General features: G+C 60.2%; 22 protein-coding genes. All 22 read left to right on the plus strand.

Going from position 1 to position 25,374, the window contains the following annotated elements; genetic code table 11:
• Window positions 1-20: 20 nt before the first annotated feature.
• Entirely contained in the window at window positions 21-1,169 is a 1,149-nt protein-coding gene (locus AC1ROI_RS05885; protein ID WP_102594562.1) for an NAD(P)/FAD-dependent oxidoreductase, read from the plus strand.
• A 192-nt stretch (window positions 1,170-1,361) separates the two neighbouring features.
• Complete coding sequence (locus AC1ROI_RS05890) at window positions 1,362-1,637, plus strand: HU family DNA-binding protein (protein WP_003213368.1); 276 nt, start codon at window positions 1,362-1,364, stop codon at window positions 1,635-1,637.
• A 649-nt stretch (window positions 1,638-2,286) separates the two neighbouring features.
• Window positions 2,287-3,843: a type VI secretion system protein TssA gene (gene tssA, locus AC1ROI_RS05895; RefSeq protein ID WP_102594561.1), complete on the plus strand. Its 1,557-nt coding sequence runs from the start codon at window positions 2,287-2,289 to the stop codon at window positions 3,841-3,843.
• Window positions 3,844-3,875: 32 nt separating this feature from the next.
• Entirely contained in the window at window positions 3,876-4,379 is a 504-nt protein-coding gene (gene tssB / locus AC1ROI_RS05900) for a type VI secretion system contractile sheath small subunit (protein WP_010465292.1), read from the plus strand.
• 29 nt (window positions 4,380-4,408) lie between these two features.
• Window positions 4,409-5,884 carry a type VI secretion system contractile sheath large subunit gene (gene tssC / locus AC1ROI_RS05905; RefSeq protein ID WP_102594560.1) on the plus strand — a complete coding sequence of 492 codons (1,476 nt, stop codon included), beginning with the start codon at window positions 4,409-4,411 and terminating at the stop codon, window positions 5,882-5,884.
• 14 nt (window positions 5,885-5,898) lie between these two features.
• A complete protein-coding gene (gene tssE / locus AC1ROI_RS05910) occupies window positions 5,899-6,306 on the plus strand; it encodes a type VI secretion system baseplate subunit TssE (protein ID WP_008150080.1) in 408 nt (135 codons plus the stop codon).
• 10 nt (window positions 6,307-6,316) lie between these two features.
• Window positions 6,317-6,823: a PAAR domain-containing protein gene (locus AC1ROI_RS05915; RefSeq protein WP_077748559.1), complete on the plus strand. Its 507-nt coding sequence runs from the start codon at window positions 6,317-6,319 to the stop codon at window positions 6,821-6,823.
• A gap of 5 nt (window positions 6,824-6,828) precedes the next feature.
• Window positions 6,829-7,581 carry a hypothetical protein gene (locus AC1ROI_RS05920; protein ID WP_102642675.1) on the plus strand — a complete coding sequence of 251 codons (753 nt, stop codon included), beginning with the start codon at window positions 6,829-6,831 and terminating at the stop codon, window positions 7,579-7,581.
• Between the two features lie 26 nt (window positions 7,582-7,607).
• Window positions 7,608-7,886 (plus strand): hypothetical protein, encoded by a 279-nt coding sequence (locus AC1ROI_RS05925; protein ID WP_224795533.1) that lies wholly within the window; start codon window positions 7,608-7,610, stop codon window positions 7,884-7,886.
• A gap of 363 nt (window positions 7,887-8,249) precedes the next feature.
• Complete coding sequence (locus tag AC1ROI_RS05930; protein ID WP_042932470.1) at window positions 8,250-8,717, plus strand: hypothetical protein; 468 nt, start codon at window positions 8,250-8,252, stop codon at window positions 8,715-8,717.
• A 24-nt stretch (window positions 8,718-8,741) separates the two neighbouring features.
• Complete coding sequence (gene tssF, locus AC1ROI_RS05935; RefSeq protein WP_010465276.1) at window positions 8,742-10,529, plus strand: type VI secretion system baseplate subunit TssF; 1,788 nt, start codon at window positions 8,742-8,744, stop codon at window positions 10,527-10,529.
• Complete coding sequence (gene tssG / locus AC1ROI_RS05940) at window positions 10,493-11,500, plus strand: type VI secretion system baseplate subunit TssG (RefSeq protein ID WP_010465275.1); 1,008 nt, start codon at window positions 10,493-10,495, stop codon at window positions 11,498-11,500. Before tssF ends, tssG begins: the two co-directional genes overlap by 37 nt.
• 13 nt (window positions 11,501-11,513) lie before the next feature.
• Entirely contained in the window at window positions 11,514-14,162 is a 2,649-nt protein-coding gene (gene tssH, locus AC1ROI_RS05945) for a type VI secretion system ATPase TssH (protein WP_083375450.1), read from the plus strand.
• 10 nt (window positions 14,163-14,172) lie between these two features.
• Window positions 14,173-15,690, plus strand: a complete 1,518-nt coding sequence (locus tag AC1ROI_RS05950) for a sigma-54 interaction domain-containing protein (RefSeq protein ID WP_102594558.1) — start codon at window positions 14,173-14,175, stop codon at window positions 15,688-15,690.
• A gap of 306 nt (window positions 15,691-15,996) precedes the next feature.
• Window positions 15,997-16,137 (plus strand): hypothetical protein, encoded by a 141-nt coding sequence (locus AC1ROI_RS05955; RefSeq protein ID WP_007894589.1) that lies wholly within the window; start codon window positions 15,997-15,999, stop codon window positions 16,135-16,137.
• Between the two features lie 17 nt (window positions 16,138-16,154).
• A complete protein-coding gene (gene tagH, locus AC1ROI_RS05960; RefSeq protein ID WP_077748562.1) occupies window positions 16,155-17,351 on the plus strand; it encodes a type VI secretion system-associated FHA domain protein TagH in 1,197 nt (398 codons plus the stop codon).
• A gap of 5 nt (window positions 17,352-17,356) precedes the next feature.
• A complete protein-coding gene (tssJ, locus tag AC1ROI_RS05965) occupies window positions 17,357-17,857 on the plus strand; it encodes a type VI secretion system lipoprotein TssJ (protein WP_010465266.1) in 501 nt (166 codons plus the stop codon).
• Between the two features lie 2 nt (window positions 17,858-17,859).
• Window positions 17,860-19,191, plus strand: a complete 1,332-nt coding sequence (gene tssK / locus AC1ROI_RS05970) for a type VI secretion system baseplate subunit TssK (RefSeq protein WP_010465264.1) — start codon at window positions 17,860-17,862, stop codon at window positions 19,189-19,191.
• 5 nt (window positions 19,192-19,196) lie between these two features.
• Window positions 19,197-20,072, plus strand: coding sequence for a type IVB secretion system protein IcmH/DotU (icmH, locus tag AC1ROI_RS05975; RefSeq protein ID WP_010465262.1), 876 nt, complete (start codon window positions 19,197-19,199; stop codon window positions 20,070-20,072).
• A gap of 13 nt (window positions 20,073-20,085) precedes the next feature.
• Window positions 20,086-23,625 carry a type VI secretion system membrane subunit TssM gene (tssM, locus tag AC1ROI_RS05980; protein WP_083375451.1) on the plus strand — a complete coding sequence of 1,180 codons (3,540 nt, stop codon included), beginning with the start codon at window positions 20,086-20,088 and terminating at the stop codon, window positions 23,623-23,625.
• Entirely contained in the window at window positions 23,625-24,353 is a 729-nt protein-coding gene (locus AC1ROI_RS05985) for a PP2C family protein-serine/threonine phosphatase (protein WP_010465258.1), read from the plus strand. The genes tssM and AC1ROI_RS05985 overlap by 1 nt, the downstream gene beginning before the upstream one ends.
• Window positions 24,350-25,351 carry a serine/threonine-protein kinase gene (locus AC1ROI_RS05990; RefSeq protein ID WP_077748566.1) on the plus strand — a complete coding sequence of 334 codons (1,002 nt, stop codon included), beginning with the start codon at window positions 24,350-24,352 and terminating at the stop codon, window positions 25,349-25,351. Before AC1ROI_RS05985 ends, AC1ROI_RS05990 begins: the two co-directional genes overlap by 4 nt.
• The last annotated feature ends 23 nt before the right edge of the window (window positions 25,352-25,374 follow it).

Consider the following 25,374-nt stretch of genomic DNA (forward strand, 5'->3'; position numbering starts at 1 on the left):
AAACACCAGAGGAGTAAGGAATGAACGCACCTGTCGTGATCGTCGGCACCGGGCTGGCTGGTTACAACCTGGCCCGGGAGTTTCGCAAACTCGATAGCGAAACCCCGTTGCTGCTGATTACCGCCGATGACGGACGCTCCTACTCCAAACCGATGCTCTCCACCGGTTTTGGCAAAAACAAAGACGCTGACGGCCTGAGCATGGCCGAGCCGGGTGCCATGGCCGAGCAATTGAGGGCCGAAGTGCGCACCCACACGCGCATCAGCGGCATCGATCCGGGCCACAAGCGCCTGTGGATCGGTGAGGAAGCGGTGATTTATCGCGACTTGATCCTGGCCTGGGGCGCGGAAACCGTGCGGGTGCCCATCGAAGGCGATGCGGCGGATGTGGTGTTCCCGATCAACGACCTGGAAGATTACGCCCGCTTTCGCGCCGCAGCGGCAGGCAAAAACCGGGTGTTGCTGCTAGGCGTCGGCCTGATCGGTTGCGAGTTTGCCAATGACCTGATCCTCGGCGGCTACGAGGTGCAACTGGTTGCACCGTGCGAGCAAGTCATGCCGACCCTGCTGCACCCGGCGGCGGCTGCTGCGGTGCAGGCCGGGCTGGAAAGCCTGGGGGCGCGTTTCCACCTGGGTCCGGTGCTCAACCGCTTGCAGCACGTCGCAGACGGCGTGGAAGCGCATCTGTCCGATGGTCAGGTGATTGCTTGCGACGTGGTGGTCTCGGCCATCGGCCTGCGTCCGCGTATCGATCTGGCGGCTGCGGCTGGTGTGCAGGTCAACCGAGGCGTGATGGTCGATCGCCACCTGAAAACCTCCCACGCCAATATCTACGCGCTGGGCGACTGCGCCGAGGTCGATGGGCTGAATCTGTTGTACGTCATGCCCCTGATGAGCTGTGCGAGAGCGCTGGCGCAAACCCTCGCCGGCAACCCCACCGCCGTGAGTTATGGCCCGATGCCAATCACCGTGAAAACCCCGGTCTGTCCGTTGGTGGTTTCGCCACCACCACGGGGCGCCGAGGGTGTCTGGACCGTTGAAGGGCAGGGCGCGGACATCAAAGCTTTATGCCGCGATGCCAGCGGAAAACTGCTCGGTTATGCCCTGACAGGCGCGGCGGTGATTGAAAAACTGGCCCTGAACAAAGAGCTTCCGGCACTGCTGGCGTAAATACCGGTCGTTCTGTCGGAATCACCCCTCTTTTGCCCCTACAAAGGTCGCGCCGAGACTGGCGCGGCTCTTCCGTGCGTGCCATTCTCACTCCCGTCTGCCGCAGAGTAGAGCACCTGCGGCGCTTTGGGCGCTGTTCCAACGAGAACAGCACGGACATAACAACAAAAAACCGTCAAAGGGGCTTCACTAATGCGTAAACCAGAACTCGCCGCTGCAATCGCTGAAAAAGCAGATCTCACCAAAGAGCAGGCCAACCGCGTTCTCAACGCCGTTCTCGAAGAAATCACCGGCGCTCTGCACCGCAAAGACAGCGTCACGCTGGTGGGCTTCGGTACCTTCCTGCAACGCCACCGCGGTGCCCGCACCGGCAAAAACCCGCAAACCGGTGAACCTGTCAAAATCAAGGCCAGCAATACTGTCGCGTTCAAGCCAGGCAAATCGTTGAAAGACAGCGTTAATCCGTAATTGCGGCGAACTCCCTGAATAATGGGGAGAACCGTATTGAAAAATGGGCATACCGATTAATTCGGATGCCCATTTTTTATAGGCGCTGTTCCAATGTGTATATATGCCGGGATGGACTGATTAATACACTCTGGAAAACTAATGCTCACTTGTTCGCTGTTTCAAGTCCTTCACTAATATCCCCCGATATATTAAGTGCCATCATGGCGATGGCACTTTTCTGCGTCTCCGTTGTCGCGCCTCATTCTTTTCCATGATGACCACAACCTTTCGGACGATTCCTACATTCATTGTCTTTTATTGTTGGCATGCTCTACGTCTACGAGGGGAAAATGTTGCCAACAAATCGGCGCATCCCTCTCGGGGCGCTCTGGCTCAGTGCTTTCAGGGGTTGCCGTAAGAGCGTGAATATTAAATCGGCATCGGGGAATCCCCTGTCTCATATAGGGAAACCTCTTACACGCAATAAAGCGCACTTCGTCTTGTTGTTTAATCGGATGCTTGCTAGTGGCCATCATCGTGAGTACGATGCGCGCACTTGAAAGAGCACGAACTCAATTGGATGAGACTCATCGCAGCTCTTTGATACTGTCCCGCGCCGCTGCAACTGCAATTGGCGTTCGACCGTAATCCTAATTAAAGGCCATGGATGTCCTACTCAAGCAAACTTTCCGCTCATTACCTCGAACTCGCAAAAGCCTCTGTTTCCAAAGAGAATTTCGCGGGCGAGGACGTTCGCTTTTCGAGCGAATATGAGGCACTGGAAAGCGAGCTGGCGAAAGCCTCGTCCATGCACGAAAGCGGTCAGATCGACTGGCTGAAAATCCGCGAAAACAGCGAAAACCTGCTGCGCACCCAGTCCAAGGATTTGCGGGTCGGCGCCTGGCTGACGTGGGCCTTGTACCAGCGCGAATCGTTCCAGGGCTTGCTGGCTGGCCTCGGGTTGCTGCACCACCTGTGCGAGAACCACTGGGCTGACCTTCACCCGAACAAGGCCCGCACTCGCTCCGCCGCAATCAGTTGGCTGGTGCCGCGCCTTGAGCAGGTGCTGACCGAAAACGTCGCGATAAAAGAGCAGTTGCCGATGTTCCGGCGGCTGGTCGAACACCTTGAAGGCCTCGATGCCGCTTGCACCGAGCATTTGGGTGACGATGCGCCGCTGCTGCTGCCGATCTCCCGCCGTCTGAAAAACATGGTGCAACGCGCCGCCGACAACCAGCCGGAACCCGGCGTGGTTGGCGCCGCAGTGGCCCAGGTCAAACAGGCCGCGACGCAGCTGTTCACCCCCGGCGCACCGATCGACAACGAAAAAGAAGCCCACAAGGCCCTGCGCGCCCAGCAGGAAAGTGCCCGTCCGTTGTGTGCCTGGTGGCTCAAGCAGAAAGCCACTGATCTGCGCGCCCTGCGCCTCAATCGCACGCTGCTGTGGCTGCCCATCGACGCGGTGCCCGAGCGTAACGCCGAGCAAATCACCGTGTTGCGCGGCTTGCCCGCCGACAAGCTCAAGGCCTATCAGGACCGCTACGATCAAGCCAAATACGCCGACTTGCTGGTGGAACTGGAGGCGAGCCTGGCGAAGGCGCCGTTCTGGTTCGATGGCCAGCGAATGGTCTGGGAGTGCCTCCAGGGCCTGAACGCCGAGATGGCAATGCGCGAAGTGGAAATCCACTTCGCGCTTTTGATTCAGCGCCTGCCCGGCATCATCGAATTGCGTTTCCACGACGGCGCGCCGTTCGCCGATCCGGCCACCCGCGCCTGGATCAGCGCCAACGTCATGCCGCACCTGCAAAGCGCCAGTGCGCCGCGCAAGGTTGAAGTCGCCGACAGCCAGCCAGCCTGGGAAGTGGCCCTCGAAGAAGTCCTGCCGATCCTGCGCAAGGACGGCCTCAAGGCCGCCGTGCAGATCCTCAAGCAGGGGCTGCAAAGCGCCCAGGGCGGACGCGTCCGGTTTTTCTGGCAGTTCGCCCTCGCGCGGCTGTGCTTCATGGCCAAGAAATACGAACTGGCCAAGACCCAACTCGAAACACTCGACCAAACATTACAGGACTCAGGCCTGAACGCCTGGGAGCCCGATCTTGCGCTGGAAGTGCTGCATTTACTGCATAGCTGCTGCGAGTTGTTGCCGCAGAACCATGCCGTACGTGAACGCAAGGAAGAGATTTATCGCAGGCTGTGCCACCTCGATCTCGAAGTGGTACTCGAATAGGCCCCAGGGCCACAACCGCAAGGAGAAAAGCCATGGCCAAAGAAGGCTCGGTAGCCCCCAAGGAACGCATCAACGTCACCTTCAAACCTGCCACCGGTGGTGCACAGGAAGAGATCGAACTGCCGTTGAAACTACTGGCAATCGGTGACTACACCCACCGCAAGGACGAACGCAAAGTCGAAGATCGCAAGCCGATCAGCATCGACAAAATGACGTTTGACGAAGTGCTGGCCAAGCAAGAGCTGAGCCTGACACTGAGCGTACCGAACCGTCTTCAGGAAGAAGGTGACACTGAAGAACTGGCCGTGAAACTGCGCGTCAATTCGATGAAGGACTTCAACCCGGCCTCGCTGGTCGAGCAAGTGCCCGAGCTGAAAAAACTGATGGAACTGCGCGACGCGCTGGTGGCCCTCAAAGGCCCACTGGGTAACGCGCCTGCGTTCCGCAAAGCCATCGAAGGCGTTCTCGCCGACGACGAATCCCGCGGTCGCGTACTGGGTGAGCTGGGCCTGAACGCCGCAGCCCAGGACGCCTGAGTCTCCATCAGCCTAAGGAAGCCAACACCATGAGCACTAGCGCAGCACAGCAAAAGAACAAAGAGAGTGGCGAATACAGCATTCTCGACAGCATCATCGCCGAAACCCGCCTGACGCCGGACGACGAAGCCTACGACATCGCCAAGCGCGGTGTGTCGGCCTTCATCGAAGAGCTGCTCAAGCCGCAGAACAACGGTGAGCCGGTCAAGAAAGCCATGGTTGACCGCATGATCGCCGAGATCGATGCCAAGCTCAGCCGTCAGATGGACGAAATCCTGCACCACCCTGACTTCCAGTCCCTGGAATCGTCGTGGCGTGGCCTGCAGTTGCTGGTCGACCGCACCAACTTCCGCGAAAACATCAAGATTGAAATCCTCAACGTCTCCAAAGAAGACCTGCTGGACGATTTCGGCGATTCGCCGGAAGTGATGCAATCGGGCCTGTACAAGCACATCTACACCGCTGAATACGGTCAGTTCGGTGGTCAGCCTGTGGGCGCGATCATCGCCAACTACTTCATGTCCCCAAGCTCGCCGGACGTGAAACTGATGCAGTACGTGTCCAGCGTTGCCTGCATGTCGCACGCGCCGTTCATTGCGGCTGCCGGCCCGAAATTCTTCGGCCTGGAAAGCTTCACCGGCCTGCCGGACCTCAAGGATCTGAAAGATCACTTCGAAGGCCCGCAATTCGCCAAATGGCAGAGTTTCCGCCAGTCGGAAGACTCCCGTTACGTTGGCCTGACCGTGCCGCGTTTCCTGTTGCGTAACCCGTACGACCCGGAAGAAAACCCGGTTAAATCGTTCGTGTACAAAGAAACCGTCGCCAACAGCCACGAGCACTACCTGTGGGGCAACACTGCCTACGCGTTCGGCACCAAGCTGACCGACAGCTTCGCCAAATTCCGCTGGTGCCCGAATATCATCGGCCCGCAGAGCGGTGGCGCGGTTGAAGACCTGCCGTTGCACCATTTCGAAAGCATGGGCGAAATCGAAACTAAGATTCCTACGGAAGTTCTGGTTAGCGACCGTCGTGAATACGAACTGGCCGAGGAAGGCTTCATTTCCCTGACCATGCGCAAAGGCTCCGACAACGCGGCGTTCTTCTCCGCGAGCTCGGTGCAGAAGCCGAAGTTCTTCGGCATCAGCGCAGAAGGCAAGGCCGCAGAGCTGAACTACAAGCTCGGCACCCAACTGCCGTACATGATGATCGTCAACCGCCTGGCTCACTACTTGAAAGTGCTGCAGCGCGAGCAACTCGGTTCGTGGAAAGAACGTACCGACCTCGAGCTGGAACTCAACAAGTGGATCCGCCAGTACGTGGCCGACCAGGAAAACCCAAGCGCCGAAGTCCGTGGCCGTCGTCCACTGCGCGCTGCCCAGATCATCGTCAGCGATGTCGAAGGCGAGCCTGGCTGGTACCGCGTCAGCCTGAACGTGCGTCCGCACTTCAAGTACATGGGTGCCGATTTCACCCTGTCGCTGGTTGGCAAGCTGGACAAAGAGTAAGAGGAGCCTGAGTCATGACTGGATACGGCAGCCTTTTCGAACGCCTGGGGGGCGACGCGGACAAACGCGTCGGCTGGAGCCGCGAGGTCTCCGCCATGGCGTCCGTGGCTGCCCATCTGGCCAAGATGCTCAGCACCCGTGCGGGCAGCGTGCAAACGCTGTCCGATTACGGGCTACCCGATCTCAATGACATGCGTCTGAGCCTGCACGACTCCCTGAGTCAGGCCCGTCTGGCCATCGAAAATTTCATCGAAGCCTACGAGCCACGCTTGAGCAATGTGCGTGTCATCTCCCTGCCGCGTGATCACGATCAGCTTCGCCTGTCCTTCAGCATCGAAGGCCTGCTGGAAGTTGATGGTTTCAAGCGTCAGGTCAGTTTCGCCGCGCGCCTGGATGGCAGCGGTCAAGTCAAGGTCAACTAAGGAGATTCGTATGTCCGGCAAACCCGCAGCACGTGTCACCGACCCCACCGCTTGCCCGCTCCCCGGCCACGGCACCAACCCGATCGCCGCCGGTTCCGGCGACGTCTTCTTCGACGGCCTCGCGGCCGCCCGCCAAGGCGATGCCTCGGCGTGTGGTGGTGCGATGTCGGGCGGATTGGCGACGACGGTTTTGATCAACGGCAAACCGGCTGCGACGGTGGATTCCGTCGGGACCCATGGCAACAAGGTTACAGCTGGGTCCGGGACGGTGATTATCGGGAATTCGCATTCGCCGGTGCCGTTTGTGGCGCCGTTGCCTTTGATTCTGCCTGGTTTTGATGAGCAATTTGTCCTGACTGACAAAAGCGGAGCGCCTATGGCAAACCGTCGATATCTCTTGGTCCGAGAAAATGGTCTTCAAGAAGAAGGCGTTACTAGTGATACAGGTTTGACTCATCGAGTGACGCGGCACGCGAGTGCGGAAAAAGTCGATATTTACGTTGCATCAGAGGATTGATGCAAATGACGACAGACGTGTTGGAAACATCAACAGGGATATTTAAAAAGGTTGCTTCGACCAGCAGTACTGCTACTGCGGACAGGACACCGAAACATATCGTTCTGGAAGAAGGTCTGACTGTTTATCTCGGTGGTGCTGGGATGACCGGTGGGTATATTGATGACCAGATTAAGTCACTGCGTATGGTGGGTATTAGTGGCGCAGTAGTAGGGCGTAATACTGAGGGTCAATATGCTGATGCTGTTGCTGGCGTCAATAAGCACCGTTACAGGCTTAAGAAAATTAACGGCATGTCGGACACTGGACCGTATAGCGTTGAGGCGGACTGGAGTCTGAAGTCGTTAGGCGTTAGCCGATCTTTTCCAACCGGAGGGCAATTTAATCTTATTGGTTATTCCTTTGGATCGCTGGTAGCCGCCCAATCTGCTCTTTATTACGCAGATAAAGGGCAGGCCATTGATTATCTTGTACTGATAGGTTCTCCAATTTCTGAAGAAATGCTTGGGGAAGTTAGGCAGCAATCCCTGATCGAGCATGTAGTCATTCTTGACTTGAAGGAGCATGGCGACCCTATTCATGCAGGCATGTCATTTTTTGACTTGGCTGAGCATGCTCCTTTGCTCGGCTCGCAGATGACCGAGTCCAGCGAGCGTAAAGAAGGTGTGGGACATTTTTACTACGGTATTGACGGTCCTTCAGGTGAGCAGCGCCGACTAGAGCTGGCAAAGTTCCTCTATGCACAGGGCTTGCGTTGATGGGTAGCGCAAAAACAGTCAGAGCAATGATCATCATCGCCAACGCTTTGATCGCACCGTTTGCATTGTTCGAAATTTATGCGGTTATCCGGTTCGGGTTTGCGGAGCCTTATAGTTATTTGCTTTCCGTTCCGCTGGGAATTATCTCGTTCTTGCTATTACAGTTCGCTATTGGTTATGGAGTGGTTAAAGGGTGGATGGCCTGCAGAATGCCCAGTAACTATTATTTGCTCGTGCTTTGGATAATCGGTTTGCTGGTGTTGTTCGTGCTTCCGAAGTTTTTTTCAGATGGGCCGATGTCGTGATTAGTTATGAAACTAACCCCATTCCAAAGATTGCGCTTGAGCTGCTGCATTCGAAAGATTTGGTCGTGTCGAAAATTCTTAAAATGATCAACTATTTTTATTTTTTGACCTCCGCGGTTTTTCTGTTGATGTCGTGCACTGATCCGAAAACTAAGTGGTCAATAGCTGGGGTTGATGTCTACGGAGGCTTATTTGTTTTTTGTATGTTTTTTTATATTCCGATGATGGCGTTTTCTTTTTACTATTTTGTAAGAGCGCTAATGAATTTCTTCAAATATAAACGCTCGCACGATGGCTTTTCGTTCTTGGTTTCCTCCGTTGTAGGTGTTGTTGCTCTTTACAGTTTCAATCACTGGGTGTTCAGTGAAATTTACTAACGATTCGGCGCAGAACATTCGAAAAAGCGAATGCTGCGCTAATCCAAATTTTTTCAGAGTAGCGCTCTGGTCTCCGCTCCTGGTGATGTTGGCTTTGACACTGGTCGAGCAGGGCGACGAATACGCGGCGGTTCTGGACTGGCAACAAATGCTGTTGATCTACGTTCTCTCATTCGGAATCCCGGCCTACATCGCATTTGCCCTGTGGGCAATGCGAGCACTGAACGGAAAAACCGAACAGCAGATTTTGAAAAGCGTGTGGCGCGCACCACTGACCTTCATCCCTTTTTACGCTGTCCCGTGGGTGATTTATGGGTTGGCCCATGTGCTTTTGGGGAGCCTTGCCGGGTTCCCGATGATGTTTGGCTGGCTGGCTTTTTTACCGTACCTCCTCATAGCGGGCTACGTGGTTTCCGGTCTGACAGTCGCGCTCTACAGGACAGTTTTTTCATGAGATCCACCACCAGGAAGGTACCCCGTGTCCTTTAACCACTACTACCAAAGCGAACTCACCGCACTTCGCCAGTTAGGTCGTCGATTCGCCGAGCGTAGCCCGGCATTGGCGCCTTTCCTTGGCCAGGCCGGGCGAGATCCGGACGTGGAGCGGTTGCTTGAGGGCTTCGCGTTCCTGACCGGGCGCCTGCGCCAGAAGCTCGATGACGAACTGCCAGAACTCAGCCATTCCCTGATGCACTTGCTGTGGCCGAACTACATGCGGCCGTTGCCGGCGTTCAGCATTTTGCAGTTCGATCCGTTGAAGCGTTCGGGTCCCGCGTTGATGGTCGAGCGCGACACGCCAGTCGAGAGTGTGCCAATCGACGACGTGCGTTGCCGTTTCCGCACGTGCTACCCGACCGAAGTCTTGCCGCTGGATCTGGCTGCGCTGAATTACTCGGTGAAGGGCGACGGCTCGCTGTTGAGCCTGCGTCTGGAGATGAGCGCTGACGGTCATCTCGGTGAATTGGAGCTGAGCCGCCTGCGCCTGCACTTCGCCGGCGAGCGTTACATCAGCCAGATGCTCTACCTCAGCCTGCTGCGCAATCTGGAAGGCATCGAGCTGATCCCGCTGGACGGCGCCGGCAAGCCCATCAACGGCGTCAACGGCATGCCGATGGCGTTCAAGATGCCCGGCGACCGCGTGCAGCCGGTGGGTTTCGCCGAAGAAGAAGCGTTGATCCCGTATCCGCTGAATACCTTCCGTGGCTATCGCTACTTGCAGGAATACTTCGCTTTCCAGGACAAATTCCTGTTCGTCGACGTCAACGGCCTGGACATGCTCAAGGCATTGCCGGAAGACACGCTCAAGCAAATGCGCGGCCTCGAGTTGCGCTTCGACATTCGCAAGAGCGGCATCATGCGCATGCGCCCGACGCTGGACAACGTGAAGCTCTACTGCACGCCGATCGTCAACCTGTTCAAGCACGACGCGCTGCCGATCCGCCTCGACGGCAAGCAAGACGAATACCTGCTGCTGCCCGCCGAATTCGATTTGCAGAACTGCGGCGTGTTCTCGGTGGAAACGGTCACGGGATGGAAGCCCGGCGGCCTCGGTTATCAGGAATACGTGCCGTTCGAATCGTTCGAGCACGACCCGAGCTTCGACGTGCCCAACAGCCGTCCGCATTACAGCATCCGCCAGCGTTCGTCGCTGTTGCACGACGGCCTCGACACCTACCTGAGCTTCGGCATCCGCCACACCGAAGCCCACGAAACCCTGTCGATCGAGCTGATGTGCACCAACCAGAATCTGCCCAAAAAGCTCAAGCTCGGCGACATCAGCATGGCCTGCGAAGACACGCCGGAGTTCCTGAGCTTCCGCAACATCACCCCGGCCACACCCAGTTACGCGCCGCCGCTGAACCGCGACTTTCTCTGGAAGCTGATCAGCAACATGTCGCTCAACTACCTGTCGCTGGCCGACGTCAACGCGTTGAAGGTGATTCTGGAAACCTACGACCTGCCGCGCTACTACGACCAACACGCTGAAAAAGTCAGCAAACGCCTGCTCGGCGGGCTCAAGTCGATCAAGCACAAACACGTCGACCGGTTGCACCGAGGGTTACCGGTTCGCGGGTTGCGCACCGAACTGACCATCGACCCGGAAGGGTATATCGGCGAGGGCGACCTGTTCGTTTTCGCCTCGGTTCTTAACGAGTTTTTCGCGCTTTACGCCAGTCTCAATTCGTACCACGAGCTGCGAGTAAAAAGCACACAGGGAGAGGTGTACCAATGGACACCACGTATGGGCCTTCAGCCGCTTCTTTAAGCGGGCTGACCCGAGGAATACGCGAGTACTCGCTGTTTCAGGCCGTGCTGCTGGTGGTTGACCGGCTGCGCGAGGCCCACCCGCACCTGAGCCAGGACGATCTGTACGATCAGCTCGAATTCCAGGCCAACCCGAGCCTGGGTTTCCCTGGCAGCGACGTCGATCGCGTGGAGTTTTTCCACGAGCACGGGCAGATGCGCGCGCGCCTGCGTTTCAACCTGATCGGCCTGGTCGGTTCCGGCTCGCCACTGCCGGCGTTCTACGGTGAACAGGCCCTGGGCGACAGCGAAGACGGCAACCCGACCCGCAACTTCCTCGACCTGTTCCACCATCGCCTGCAACGGCTGATGCTGCCGATTTGGCGCAAGTACCGCTACCGCGCCAGTTTCGAGAGCGGCGCGCTCGATCCGTTTTCCTCCCAGCTTTTTGCCCTGATCGGCCTTGGCGGCGAAGAGATCCGCAAGGCCCAGGAACTGAACTGGAAGCGTCTGCTGCCTTACCTCGGCCTGCTCAGTTTGCGGGCGCACTCGGCGGCGTTGATCGAAGCGGTGCTGCGTTACTACTTCAAGCACGCTGAACTGACCATCGAGCAGTGCATCGAGCGTCGCGTGGAGATTCTCGACGAGCAGCGCAATCGTTTGGGCCGCGCCAACAGCCTGCTTGGCGAAGACCTGGTGCTGGGCGAGCACGTGCGCGACCGCAGCGGAAAATTCCGCATCCACATCCGCGAGCTCGACTGGCAGCGCTTCCACGAATTCCTGCCGATCGGTTTCGGCTACCAGCCGCTGTGCGCGCTGGTGCGGTTCACCCTGCGTGACCCGCTCGATTACGACATTCGCCTGGTGCTGCGCCAGGAAGAAATCCGCGAACTGCGCATCGGTGAGCAAAACGCCTGTCGCCTGGGATGGACCAGTTGGCTGGGCCGCGAAAAAGCGGACGGCGTGGTTACCCTGGGCAGCAAAATTCATTAAGGACAGATGACCCATGATCAACGTAGACCTGCAACAACTTATCCAGGCGCTAGACGCCGAAACCCGTCGTGACCTGGAAAGTTCGGCCGAACGTTGCGTCGCCCGTGGCGGCAGCAAAATCCTCGTCGAAGACTTGCTGCTCGGCCTGCTGGAGCGCCCGCAAGGCCTGCTCGCACGCGCGCTGCAAGACGCCGAAGTGGATGCCGGCGAACTGAGCGCCGCGTTGCAATCGCGGGTCGAGCACAGCGCCTCGCGCAACCCGGTGTTCGCCCCGGAACTGGTGCAGTGGCTGCAAGATGCGTTGCTGGTGGCCAACCTTGAACTGGGCCAGAGCCAGGTCGAGCAAGCCGCGTTGATCCTCGCGCTGCTGCGCAACCCGATGCGCTACGCCGGCAGCCGCTACCAGTCGTTGCTGGCCAAGCTGAACATCGAGCGCCTGAAAGAATTCGCCCTGTCGCAGAAAGAACAACCGGCCACCGGCAAGCCTGCCGTGCCGGGCGAATCGCTGCTGGAGCGCTTCACGCACAACCTCACTCAACAAGCCCGCGACGGCAAACTCGACCCGGTGCTGTGCCGCGATGGCGCGATTCGCCAAATGGTCGACATCCTCGCCCGCCGTCGCAAAAACAACCCGATCGTGGTCGGTGAAGCCGGTGTCGGTAAAACCGCCATCGTCGAAGGCCTGGCCTCGCGCATTGCTGCCGGTGAAGTCCCGCAAGTGCTCAAAGGTGTCGAGTTGCTGTCGTTGGACATGGGCCTGTTGCAGGCCGGCGCCAGCGTCAAAGGTGAATTTGAACGTCGCCTCAAAGGCGTGATCGACGAAGTCAAAGCCTCGCCGAAACCGATCATTCTGTTCATCGACGAAGCGCACACGCTGATCGGCGCGGGCGGCAATGCCGGCGGTTCCGACGCAGCCAACCTGCTCAAGCCAGCCCTGGCCCGCGGCGAATTGCGCACCATCGCCGCCACCACCTGGGCGGAGTACAAAAAATACTTCGAAAAAGACCCGGCCCTGGCCCGTCGCTTCCAGCCGGTGCAACTGCACGAACCGACCGTCAGCGAAGCGGTGACCATCCTCCGTGGCCTGGCTCAGGTGTACGAGAAGAGCCACGGCATCTACCTGCGCGATGACGCGGTGGTGGCGGCGGCGGAATTGTCGGCACGTTACCTCGCGGGCCGTCAGCTGCCGGACAAAGCCGTCGACGTCCTCGACACCGCTTGCGCCCGTGTGCGCATCAGCCTCGCCGCCGCCCCGGAAAGCCTCGAACGCCTGCGTGGTGAACTGGCTGAAGGTGGCCGTCAGCGTCAGGCCCTGCGCCGTGATGCCGAGGCCGGTTTGCTGATCGATCACGAAGCGCTGGACGCGTTGGAAGATCGCCTGGCCACCGCCGAAGAGGAAATGGTCGCACTGGAAACCCTGTGGACCGAACAGAAAGAATTGGCCGAACGCTTGCTGGATCTGCGTCAGCAACTGGCCAAGGCCCGTGAAGCAGCAGCCGTCGAGCCAACCGTCACGGTTGAAGAAGACGCCGAAGGCACCGTGATCGAAACGCTGCCGGTGGACGAGGCGCACAGCGTTGAAACCCTGGAAGCCGCACTCAATGAAACGCACAAAGCCCTGACCGAGCTGCAGGTCAAAGAACGTCTGGTGAGCTTCGAAGTGTGCCCGCGTCTGGTCGCCGAAGTGATCAGCGCCTGGACCGGCGTGCCATTGGCTCAACTGGCCCGCGAGCACAACGCCAAAGTCGCGAGCTTCGCCACCGATTTGCGCACCCGCATTCGTGGTCAGGAACAAGCCGTTCACGCGCTGGACCGCTCGATGCGCGCCACCGCTGCCGGCCTGAACAAACCGGATGCGCCGGTTGGCGTGTTCCTGCTGGTCGGCCCGAGCGGCGTCGGCAAGACCGAAACCGCGCTGGCCCTGGCCGACTTGCTGTACGGCGGTGATCGTTTCATCACCACCATCAACATGTCCGAGTTCCAGGAGAAACACACGGTCTCGCGCCTGATCGGCGCACCGCCGGGCTACGTCGGTTATGGCGAGGGCGGCATGCTCACCGAAGCCGTGCGCCAGAAACCGTACTCGGTCGTGTTGCTCGATGAAGTCGAGAAGGCCGACCCGGACGTGCTGAACCTGTTCTACCAAATCTTCGACAAAGGCGTGGCCAACGACGGCGAAGGGCGCGAGATCGACTTCCGCAACACGTTGATCCTGATGACCTCGAACCTGGGCAGCGACCGCATCAGCGAACTCTGCGAAAACGGCGCACGGCCGAGTGCCGAAGTGCTTGAAGAAACCATCCGCCCGGTGCTCAGCAAACACTTCAAGCCGGCGCTGCTGGCGCGGATGCGCGTGGTGCCTTACTACCCGGTCGGTGGCCCGGTGCTGCGCGAGCTGATCGAGATCAAACTCGATCGTCTGGGCGAACGCCTGAACCGTCGCCAGCTGGATTTCACCTACTCGCAAGACCTCGTCGATCACCTGGCCGAACGTTGCACCCAAAGCGACAGCGGTGCGCGTTTGATCGACCACTTGCTCGACTTGCACGTTCTGCCGCTGGTGGCCGACCGTTTGCTCGATGCGATGGCCACCGGTGAAAGCCTCAAGCGTGTCCACGCGACGCTCGACGGTGGCGCCAGCGTGACGTGCGAGTTCGCCTGAGGTGGGTGTGATGTTCACTCAAGTGCCGCAACCGCTGGTGTATGCCGAAGCCTTGCTGGCGCAATTCGCCAGCCTGTCGCGCGCAGCGGACGGTGCTGCGCTGCTGGGTGACTTCGTGCGCGGGCTGGCCGAGCTCAGTGGTTGCGAATTGACGCAGCTGTACTTGCTGGACGCGACTCACACGTGCCTGGGGATGAACGCCGAGTGCCTCAACGGCATCCTGCAACCCCGGGAAGCGGCGAGCCTGCCGGCGGATTACAACGGTGAACAACTGCTGCAATTCGCCCTGTGCCAGAACCGCGTAGTGAGCCTCAGCGAGTTGAGCGGCAGCCTGCACGAAACCAGCTTTTTGCCGCCACAGGCCACGCCTTGGCAGTCGCTGTTGTGCGTGCCGCTGGTCAATCAGCAGAAAGCTGTCGAAGGCTTGCTGCTGTGCGCCAGTCGCCGGCACGTCGACCTGCAAGGCTTTGCCGATTCCCTCGCTCAACTGGGTTCGTTCGTGCTGGGCCAACTGCATCTGTTGCAGCGTTTGCGCCAGCCGGCGGGTGAGGCGAGACCGTTGAAGGCCAGCGTCCCGAGCGCCAGCGGTTATGGCCTGATCGGCAAGAGCAAGGCCATGCGCGAGACGTATTCGCTGATCAGCAAAGTCCTGCACAGCCCGTACACCGTGCTGCTGCGCGGCGAAACCGGTACCGGCAAGGAAGTGGTCGCACGCGCCATCCACGACTGTGGCCCGCGCCGTTCCCAGGCGTTCATCGTGCAGAACTGCGCGGCGTTCCCCGAGAACCTGTTGGAAAGCGAACTGTTCGGCTACCGCAAAGGCGCGTTCACCGGCGCGGACCGCGACCGTGCCGGGCTGTTCGACGCGGCCAATGGCGGCACCTTGTTGCTCGATGAAATCGGTGACATGCCGCTGTCCCTGCAAGCCAAGCTGTTGCGGGTTTTGCAGGAAGGCGAGATTCGTCCGCTGGGTTCCAACGACACCCATAAGATTGACGTGCGCATCATTGCCGCGACGCACCGGGATTTGTCGGTGCTGGTCAGCGAAGGCAAATTCCGCGAGGACTTGTACTACCGCCTCGCGCAATTCCCGATCGAGCTCCCGGCACTGCGCCAGCGCGAAGGCGACATCCTCGACCTGGCCCGGCATTTCGCCGACAAGGCGTGCTCGTTCTTGCAGCGCGATGCGGTGCGTTGGTCCGATGCGGCGCTGGATCACCTGTCCGGCTATGCGTTCCCCGGCAACGTGCGCGAACTCAAAGGCCTGGTCGAACGCGCGGTGTTGCTGTGCGAGGGCGGTGAGTTGCTGGCCGAGCATTTCTCCCTGCGCATGGAGGCCATGCCCGAAGACAACAGCCTGAACCTGCGCGAACGCCTGGAGCAGGTCGAACGCAGCCTGTTGCTCGATTGCCTGCGCAAAAACGACGGCAACCAGACCCTCGCCGCCCGCGAACTCGGCCTGCCACGCCGCACGCTGCTTTATCGCCTTGGGCGCCTGAATATCAATTTGGGTGATTTCGATGGTTAACCCCATTTTCTACCCACCAATAACTCTGGCTGGAATGCTTGCTTTGGCCAGCACATTCCCTGTGGCGAGGGAGCGTGCTCCCGCTGGGCTGGGCAGGAGCCCCAAAACCATGCGCCGCGGTGTCTCAGTCAAACCGCATTCGTTGATTTACGACTGCTGCGCAGCCGAGCGGGAGCACGCTCCCTCGCCACAGGGGATCGGCTCTAACCACCGGATTAGAGCCCCACAACCCATTTCATCTGCTTTCGATAGCGCCGCCCAACCGGGTCGGCGCTTTGTGCTTTGTCTACCCATGGAGACCCTCTGATGCCTGTTCGTCACTGGCAAGCCGTCCTGCTGACCCTCGTCGTTCTATGCGGCCTCGGCGGCTGTAGCGGCAATTACAAATACAACGACAACACCTATCGCCCATTGGGTGATCCGCAGGCGGTCAATCGCGGCAAGTGACCGCAAGGAGTATCACCATGGAACTGGTTTTCGAAATGCTGAACACCAAGCAATTCGTGCCCACGGATTTGTGCCAGAAGACCTTCAAACAGGCCGGTGGCGTGATTGGCCGGGGCGAGGACTGCGACTGGATCATCCCTGACCGCAAGCGTCACCTGTCCAACCACCACGCGTTGATCAGCTACCGCGAAGGCACGTTTTTCCTGACCGATACCAGCAGCAACGGTATCCAGGACAGCGAGAGCGGCGCGCGCCTGCGCAAGGGCGAAGCGATGCGCATCGAGCACGGCAGCGTGTACGTGCTGGGTGATTTCGAGATCCGTGCGCGACTGGTCCGCGATCCGGCGACCTTCGACGTCGAAGTCGGCCGTCCGCAAGCGGCCGGCAGCATCATTCCGGACGATGCGTTCCTCGACCTCGACCCGCTGAACGCTCTCGATCAGCAAGAGCGCGTGTATTCGGAAATCGACGAACTGATCTCCCCGAGCACGACCATTGAGGACACCCGTCAGCGCGCCGACTACGCCCGCATCGACATGGAAAGCCTGATGGTCCCGGAGCTGATCAACGCCCCGGCAGAGCCAGCCCCTGCTCCACCGCCCAAAGCGGTCGAGCGTCAGAGCGAAGGTTTCTGGGAGCACTTCGGCGCCGCGCTGGGCGTGGACCTCAAAGGCCTCGACCACGACGCCCGCGAAGCCATGGCGCTGAACGCTGCCCGCTTGCTCAAGCAGAGCGTCGGCGGGTTGCAGCAGAGCCTCCGCACCCGCAGCGAACTGAAAAACGAACTGCGCCTGGCCCAGACCACGGTGCAAGGCACTCACAAGAACCCGCTGAAATTCGCCGTCGATGCCGGCGAAGCGCTGGGCATTTTGTTGCAGCCGAACAAGCCGGGCCAGATGCCGCCCGAGCAAGCGATCTCCCGTGCGTTCCGTGATTTGCAGGCGCATCAGGTGGCATTGCTGACCGCCAGCCGCGCCGCCGTTCGCGGCACGCTGGAACACTTCTCGCCGCAGCAACTGACCCTGCGTTTCGAGCGCGACAACAAGCCGTTGCTGGCCACGTCCGGCAGCCGCTGGAGAGCCTACGGTCGTTATCACCAGGCCCTGCGCCAGGACGATGACTGGAGCGAGCGCCTGTTGGCCCGAGATTTTGCCCAGGCCTACGAAGAACAGATCCGTCTGATTTCCACCCTTCACACCGACCACCAAGGATGATGCGCATGTCTCGCTGCTCGACCGCTTTTTTCAAGACGCTGACGGCGTTCGCGGCCCTGGTGCTGCTGGCTGGCTGCTCGTCGCTGTCGCCGTATTCCCACGTCACCAAGCTCAACTTGAAGCTCACCGCCAGCGATCAGCTGAACCCGGACCTCAACGGGCGTCCGTCGCCGATCGTCGTGCGCCTGTTCGAGCTCAAGCACCCGGTGACCTTCGAGAACGCTGACTTCTTCAGCCTGTACGAGCGCGCCAAGGAATCCCTGGCCCCGGACCTGGTGGCCAGCGAAGAACTCGAACTGCGCCCGGGCGAAACCGTCGAACTCAAGCTCAGCGTGGAGGAGGGCAGCCGCTACGTCGGCATCCTCGCCGCCTACCGCGACCTGCCAGAAACCAAATGGCGCTATACGGTGCAAATCACCCCGGTGGAAGTCACCGACGCAGACCTGACCCTCGATCAGGCCGGTATTCGCAACAGCAACGAAACGCTCGCCAAGGCGGATGACTGAACATGAATTCCCATAAAGTCATTTGGCAGGAAGGCATGCTGCTGCGTCCGCAGCACTTCCAGCATAACGACCGTTATTACGAGCACCAGATGAAGACCCGCACCCAGTTGCTGGGCAGCTACACCTGGGGCTTCCTCAATCTGGAAATCGATTTGCAGTTCCTCAACATGGGCAAACTGGTGATCAGCCAGGCCTCGGGGATTCTGCCGGACGGCAGTCTGTTCGAACTCGGCGGCAACACCGAGCCGTTGGCCCTCGACGTGCCGCCGAACACTGGCAACACGCCGATCTACCTGGCACTGCCACTGGTCACCGGCAATCACATCGAGTCCCGCCGCCCGGAGCAATCCGACGTGCTGGCGCGCTATACCGCGTATGAAGCGGAAGTGGCCGACTCCAACGCCGGCGATGACTCAGCCAGCCAGGTCAGCTGTGGCCGCCCGGACTTCAAACTCTTGCTCGGTGAGCAACAGAGCGACCAGGCTTACGTGAAGCTGAAAATCTGCGAAGTGCTCGACACCACGCCCGACGGCGTGATCAGCCTCGACCCGGATTTCGTGCCGACCTACATTCAGGCGCATGCCTCCAGCTACTTGCTGTCGTGCCTGAAAGAAGTGATCAGCATGCTCGGTCACCGTGGCGACACCATCGCCGAGCGCATCCGTTCCAACGGCAAGGTCGGTGGCGCGGAAGTCGGCGACTTCATGATGCTGCAACTGATCAACCGCACCGAACTGCTGCTGCGTCACTACCTCGGCCTGGAGCAGGTTCACCCGGAAGAGTTGTACCGCACGCTGCTGACCATGCTCGGCGACTTGGCAACCTTCTCCAGCGACAGTAAACGCCCGCGTCTGGACAGCCGTTACCAGCACAGCGACCAGGGCGCGAGCTTCCGCAAACTGATGGAAGCGATTCGTCAGGTGCTGTCGATGGTGCTCGAACAGCACGCCATCGAACTGGTGCTGCAAGCGCGTCAGTACGGGATCATCGTCTCGCCGTTGCACGACCATAAACTGCTGGGCTCGGCCTCGTTCGTGCTCGCCGCCAGTGCCAACTGCGACTCCGAAGAATTGCGCCACCGCTTGCCGGCGCACCTCAAGGTCGGCCCGGTGGAGCGCATCCGCCAGCTGGTCAACCTGCACCTGCCGGGGATCAAGGTCAAACCGTTGCCGGTTGCACCACGGCAGATCGCGTTCCACTCCAACAAAACCTATTTCATTCTCGAACTCAGTTCCGAAGACCTGGCACAACTCGAGCGCTCCGGCGGCTTCGCGTTCCACGTGTCCGGCGAATTTGCCGAGCTTGAACTGAAATTCTGGGCCATCAGGAACTGACCGACATGATCAAGGACATGGAACATAACCAGGACGATAAAACCGTCCTGCTCGACCGCCAGGGCCACGGCCCTGCTTCGAGTCCGCTGACAGACTTCGCTGCACCGCCGCGCTTCGAACAGCTTGAAGAACGGATGATTTATGCCGCGCGCCTGCGCCCGGCGGAATCCTTCAACATCAGCCTCAATTCGCTGGTGGCCGCGGCGTCCGATCTGTTGTCGGAAGTGGTGCGCCTCAAGCACAGCGATACCCGCGAAGACATGTACGCGCTCAACGAGCGCCTGACTGCCGGGCTGAAACTGTTTGAAGTGCGCGCCCTGCACAACGGCGCCGAAAGCAGCCAGGTGATGGCCGCGCGTTACGTGCTCTGCACCGTGGTCGACGAAGCCGTCGTGACCACGCCGTGGGGCAACGAAAGCGAGTGGTCGCAGATGAGCCTGCTCAGCAGCTTCCACAACGAAACCTTCGGTGGCGAGAAGTTCTTCCAGCTGCTCGATCGCCTGTCGAAAAACCCGGTCAAGCACCTGCCGATGCTGGAGCTGATGTACCTGTGCCTGTCCCTCGGTTTCGAAGGCAAATACCGGGTGCAAGCCCGCGGCATGCTCGAGCTCGAAGGCATCCGCGACGCCTTGTATCGCCAGATCCGTCAGTTGCGCGGCGACGTGCCTCGTGAGTTGTCGCCGCATTGGGAAGGCTTGAACGATCAGCGCCGCAGCCTGGTGCGCATCGTGCCGGCGTGGATGGTGGTGCTGTTCACCGTGGTCTGCCTGGTGGTGATGTATTCGGGTTTCGCCTGGGTATTGGGCGAGCAACGCGAAACCGTTCTGCAACCTTTTCAGCAGCTAGATCCGGCCGCGGTCCAGCCGCAGTCGCAGCCGTAAACAGGGACGTGTGATGAAAAAGTTTTTCAAGAAAGTCGGCGCATTCTTGCGCAAGACCTGGGTCTGGACCTTGCTGGTGGTGCTGTTTGTCGCGCTGCTGGTGTGGTTTGTCGGGCCGCTGCTGGCCGTTGATGACTACAAGTTCTGGGAAGGTTCGACCTCCCGCCTGCTGACCATCAGTGTGCTGTTCCTGATCTGGGGCCTGACCATGGTCTTCGTCAGCTGGCGCGCTGGCGTACGCAAAAAGGCTATCGAAGACACCGAAGACGGCCAGGATCGTATCCGCCGTGAAGAGCTGATCGACGAAGAGCAGAAAGAACTTCGCGTGCGCTTCAAGGATGCGTTGAAAACCCTGAAGACCTCGAGCCTGTATCGCGGTCGCAGCGAACGCTGGCGCAGTGACTTGCCGTGGTACTTGCTGATCGGCCCGCAGGGCAGTGGCAAGACCAGCCTGCTGGACTTCTCGGGCCTTGAGTTTCCGATCAACAAGATCGACCGCAAGCTGACCCGCGACACCCTCGGCACCCGTCATTGCGACTGGTACTTCGCCGACCACGGTGTGCTGATCGACACCGCCGGGCGTTACCTGACCCAGCCGGATGCCGAAGTCGATGGCAGTGCCTGGAGCACCTTGCTCGACCTGCTGCGCAAGCGTCGCCGCAACCGTCCGTTGAACGGCGTGCTGGTGACCATCCCGGTTGAATTGCTGCTGGGCAACACCGAGCAGGACCTCGACACCCTGGCTCGCCAGGTGCGTGCGCGTCTGCAAGACGTGCATCAGAAACTGCATGTCGATGTGCCGGTTTATCTGGTGCTGAGCAAGGCCGACAAGCTGCTTGGTTTCGACGAGTTCTTCGATCAACTGACCCGTGAAGAAAGCGATCAGGTGCTCGGCACCAGCTTCCGCAAAGAGCAGAGCGGCACCGACGTTGCCGTTCTGCGCGCCGAGTTCGAAGAGCTGCTGCGTCGCCTGAACAGCCAGGTGATCATGCGCATGCACCAGGAGCGCGATACCCAGCGCCGTGGCCGCATCCTCGACTTCCCGCATCAACTGGGGCAGATCGGCGAGCGCCTTTGCCTGTTCGTCGACATGGCGTTCACCGGCAACCGCTACCAGCGTGTCAGCCAGTTGCGTGGTTTCTACCTGACCAGCGCCCCGCACCTGACCCAAGAGATGGACCAGACCACCGCCGGCATCGGCGCCAGTCTGGGAATGAGCGCCGGCATGCTGCCGACCTTGCGCAGTGGCCGTTCGCGGTTCATTCACCATTTGCTCAGCCGGGTGATTTTCCCCGAGGCCGACCTGGCCGGTCTGGACAAGCGCGAACGCAGCCGCATCCATTGGGGGCAACGTGCCCTTTACGTGGGCGCACTGGCGGCACTGGCGCTGTTCGGTATGCTTTGGGCCGGCGGTTTCTCCGCTAACTACGAGCGTCTGGAAAACCTGCGCAACCTGGCCACCAACTGGACTCAGCAGCGCTCGGCCCTGACCGCGCGTGATGATTCCATGGCCGTGCTCAAGACCCTCGACACCAGCTATGCGGCGACCCAGGTCTTCCCGAAAAAAGGTGACGTGTCGTACCACGAGCGTGGCGGCCTGTACCAAGGTGAAGAGGTCAACCCGGTGGTCAAGGACGCCTACGAGCGTGAGCTCGAAGCGCAGTTGCTGCCGAAGGTTGCGACGCTGCTGGAAGGGCAGATCCGCGCCAACATGAAGGACCGCGAACGCTTGCTCAACAGCCTGCGCGCGTACCTGATGCTGAACATGAAGGATCGTCGCGATGCGGCATGGCTCAAGGATTGGGTCGCCACTGACTGGTCCCAGCGTTACGCCGGCAACACTGCGGTGCAGAACGGTTTGAACACGCACTTCGAGCGTCTGCTCAAGCAGCCGTTTATCTACCCGCTGAACGATCAACTGGTGGCCCAAGCGCGTCAGGTATTGCGCAGCGAGTCGCTGGCCAACGTGGTTTACCGGATGCTGCGCGAGCAGGCCCGCAACCTGCCGGAATACCGTCTGAGCCAACACATCGGTCCGCAGGCTTCGCTGTTTGTCGGCACCGATTACGTGATCCCGGGGTTCTACACCCAGCAGGGTTATCAGCAGTATTTCTCGGTTCAGGGCAGCGCGCTGGTCACCGATATCCTGCGTGACAACTGGGTACTGGGCGAAGGCGCGGGCATCAGCGGCATGGACTTGCGTCGCCTGATGGTCGAACTGGAGCAATTGTACTTCCGCGACTACGCCAACTTCTGGAGTGAGGCGGTCGGCCAGGTTGCCCTGCCACCGATCAACGATGCGGGCGAGGGCGCCGAGCAACTGGCGGGCCTGACGTCGGCCAATTCCCCGGTGCTGCAACTGCTGGTGGAAGTGCGCGAGAACACCCGGTTCCCGGCAGAAGCCGAACCGGCTGAGCAAGCGGCTGAAGCCGCTGGAGCACTGGCCGATCAGAAAGGCAAATTGGGCAAGCTGGGCAAACTGGCGTCTGCCGCAGCGGACCAGGCTTCGGAGATGGCGGCGATCAAAAACCTGCCGGATACCGCGAAGAAATCCCTGCAACGCCGCTTCGAACCGTTGCACCGTCTGCTGGATGACAACAACGGCCCGGCCGCTGATTTGACCCCGGCACTGACGGCGCTCAACGACCTGCAACTGCAACTGGCGAGCCTGGCGCGTGCCAGTTCCCCGGATCAGGCCGCGTTCGAAATGGCCAAGACTCGCATGAGCGGCCAGCGTGATGCGCTGAGCAACTTGCGCAATGCCTCGAACCGTCTGCCGCGTCCGGTCAGCGTGTGGTTCAACGTCCTGGCCGAAGACACCTGGCGTCTGGTGCTGAACGATTCCTACCAGTACCTGAACCAGCGTTATCAGAGCGAGCTGTACAGCTTCTACGGCAAGGCGATCAACAAGCGTTACCCGTTCAGCGCCCACAGCACCAGCGACGTCGCGATCAGCGACTTCCGCGAGTTCTTCAAGGCGCAGGGCATCAACGATCGCTTCTTCGAGACCTACATGCGTCCGTTCGTCAGTGGCGATCCAGGCAATTACCGTCTGCGTTCCATCGACGGTCACAGCATGCCGATCTCCAAGGTCTACCTCGACCAGATGGCCGCGGCCCAAGTGATCCGCCAGAGCTTCTTCTCGGTCAACCCGGCCGAGCCGCAAGTGCAGTTCAAACTGGAGCCGTACACCCTCGACCCGGCTGTCAGCCGTTCCGAGTTCAAGTTTGGCGACAAGACCATCGAATACCGTCACGGCCCGATCGTGCCGGTGTCCTTCAAATGGCCGACCGACGCTGAAGACGGTCGCACCAGCCTGGTCCTCGACAAAATGGCTGGCCGCCCGATCGGCATCGAGAAGAACACCGGCCCGTGGTCGCTGTTCCGTCTGTTCGACCTGATGCAGACCGAGTACCTGAACGGTCGCGACGTGATGGTCCTGAAAGCTGACGTGGGTGGCCTGCGCGCCAATTACCTGCTCAGCAGCCAGCGCACGCCGAACCCGTTCGACATGGGCGTGCTGCGCACCTTCCGTATGCCGGTGCAGCTCTGATGCTGGTTGCCAGTCCCTGGCGCAGCGCTGCGCGTACCGATCCGGGCAAGGTTCGGGCGCGCAACGAAGATGCTTTCCTCGACTGTCCACAGCAGGGGCTGTGGGTGGTCGCGGACGGCATGGGCGGTCATCAGGGTGGCGACATCGCCAGCCAATTGATCGTCGCCAGCCTGGCGGAATTGCCGGTGCAGGACGACTTCGACGAACGACTCAAAGGTATTCGCCAGTGCCTGCACTGGTTGAATCGCCGCTTGGGTCAGGAGTTGACCGTCACCGCCGGGCGCCATGACAGCATCATGGGCAGCACCGTGGTGGCGCTGCTGGTGGAAGGCAATCGAGCGGCCTGTATCTGGGCCGGCGACAGCCGTTGCTACCTGTGGCGCGGCCAGCGTTTGTATCAGCTGTCCAAGGACCATTCGCTGCAACAGCAACTGATCGACGAGCAAAACATGAGCGTCGAGGACGCCCGTGCGCATCCATCGGCCCATGCCCTGACCCGTGCGGTCGGGGCGGCTGATGTGCTGACGCTGGACGTGCTCGAACTCGAGGTCTACCCCGGCGATACGTTTCTGTTGTGCAGCGACGGTTTGTACCAAGGACTCAGCAGCGATGCCTTGGGCAACGCCCTGAGCCTGACCGCGCCGCACGTTGCGCTGGAGCGTCTGTTCGATGGCGCCTTGCGTGGCTCGGCCCGGGACAACCTGACTGCCGTGGTGATCCGACAATGACCCAACTCATGCCGCCGCTCGACGACCTGCTGGTGACCGACGAGGAAGCCAATAACCTGACTTACTTTGCGTTCGCCAAGTCGCATAAAGCTGAGCCTGCGCTGGCGCCAACCAAGGCCAGCATCGGCGAAATGCCCGACGTGCTCGCAGGCCGTTACCGCATCGAGCGTCTGCTCGGTGCCGGCGGCATGGGCGCGGTTTACCGCGCACGGGACTTGCTGAGCGAACAGTTCGGCGATCCCGACCCTTATATCGCGCTGAAAATCCTCAGCGAAGAATTTGCCGAATCGCCGGACGCCAGCGCCTTGCTCTACAGCGAGTTCGCCCTGATCCGGCGCCTGCGCCACGACAACGTGCTGCGCTTGCACAGCTTTGAAGTGGACACCGATTGCCAGCGCGCCTTCATCACCATGGAACTCATGCGTGGGCTGACCCTGGACAAATTACTCTGCGAGCGCCCCCTGGGCCTGCCGTGGAAAGAACTGCGCGACATCGCGCTGCCGCTGCTCGACGCGTTGGCCTACGCCCACGCTCGCGGCGTGCTGCACGGTGACATGAAGCCAAGCAACGTGATGCTCAGCGAAGAAGGCGTGCGCCTGTTCGACTTCGGCCTCGGCCAGGCTGAAGAGGGCATCCTGCCTGGCTTGCCACACCTGAGCCGCGACCGCTTCAACGCCTGGACCCCGGGCTACGCCGCCCCCGAACTGCTTGAAGGCCAACCGCTGTCGGCCAGTGCAGATGTCTACGGCGTGGCCTGCGTGCTCTACGAACTGGCGGGCGGCAAACACCCGTTCCGCCGCTTGCCGTCGACCGAAGCCCGCGACGGCCACCTCGAACGCGAACTGCACGCTCCACGGAATCTACCGAAACACTGCTGGCCAGCCCTGCGAACGGCGCTGGCTTTCGATGCGGCCAAGCGCACCATCACCGCCGCCCAACTGCGTGACGCCCTGGGCGCCACTTCGTCTTTGCTGCAACGCCTGCGACTGCGGGCGTAACGGATGACTACCGAACAGGGAGC

Source organism: Pseudomonas sp. GW823-FHT02C02, assembly GCF_058797635.1.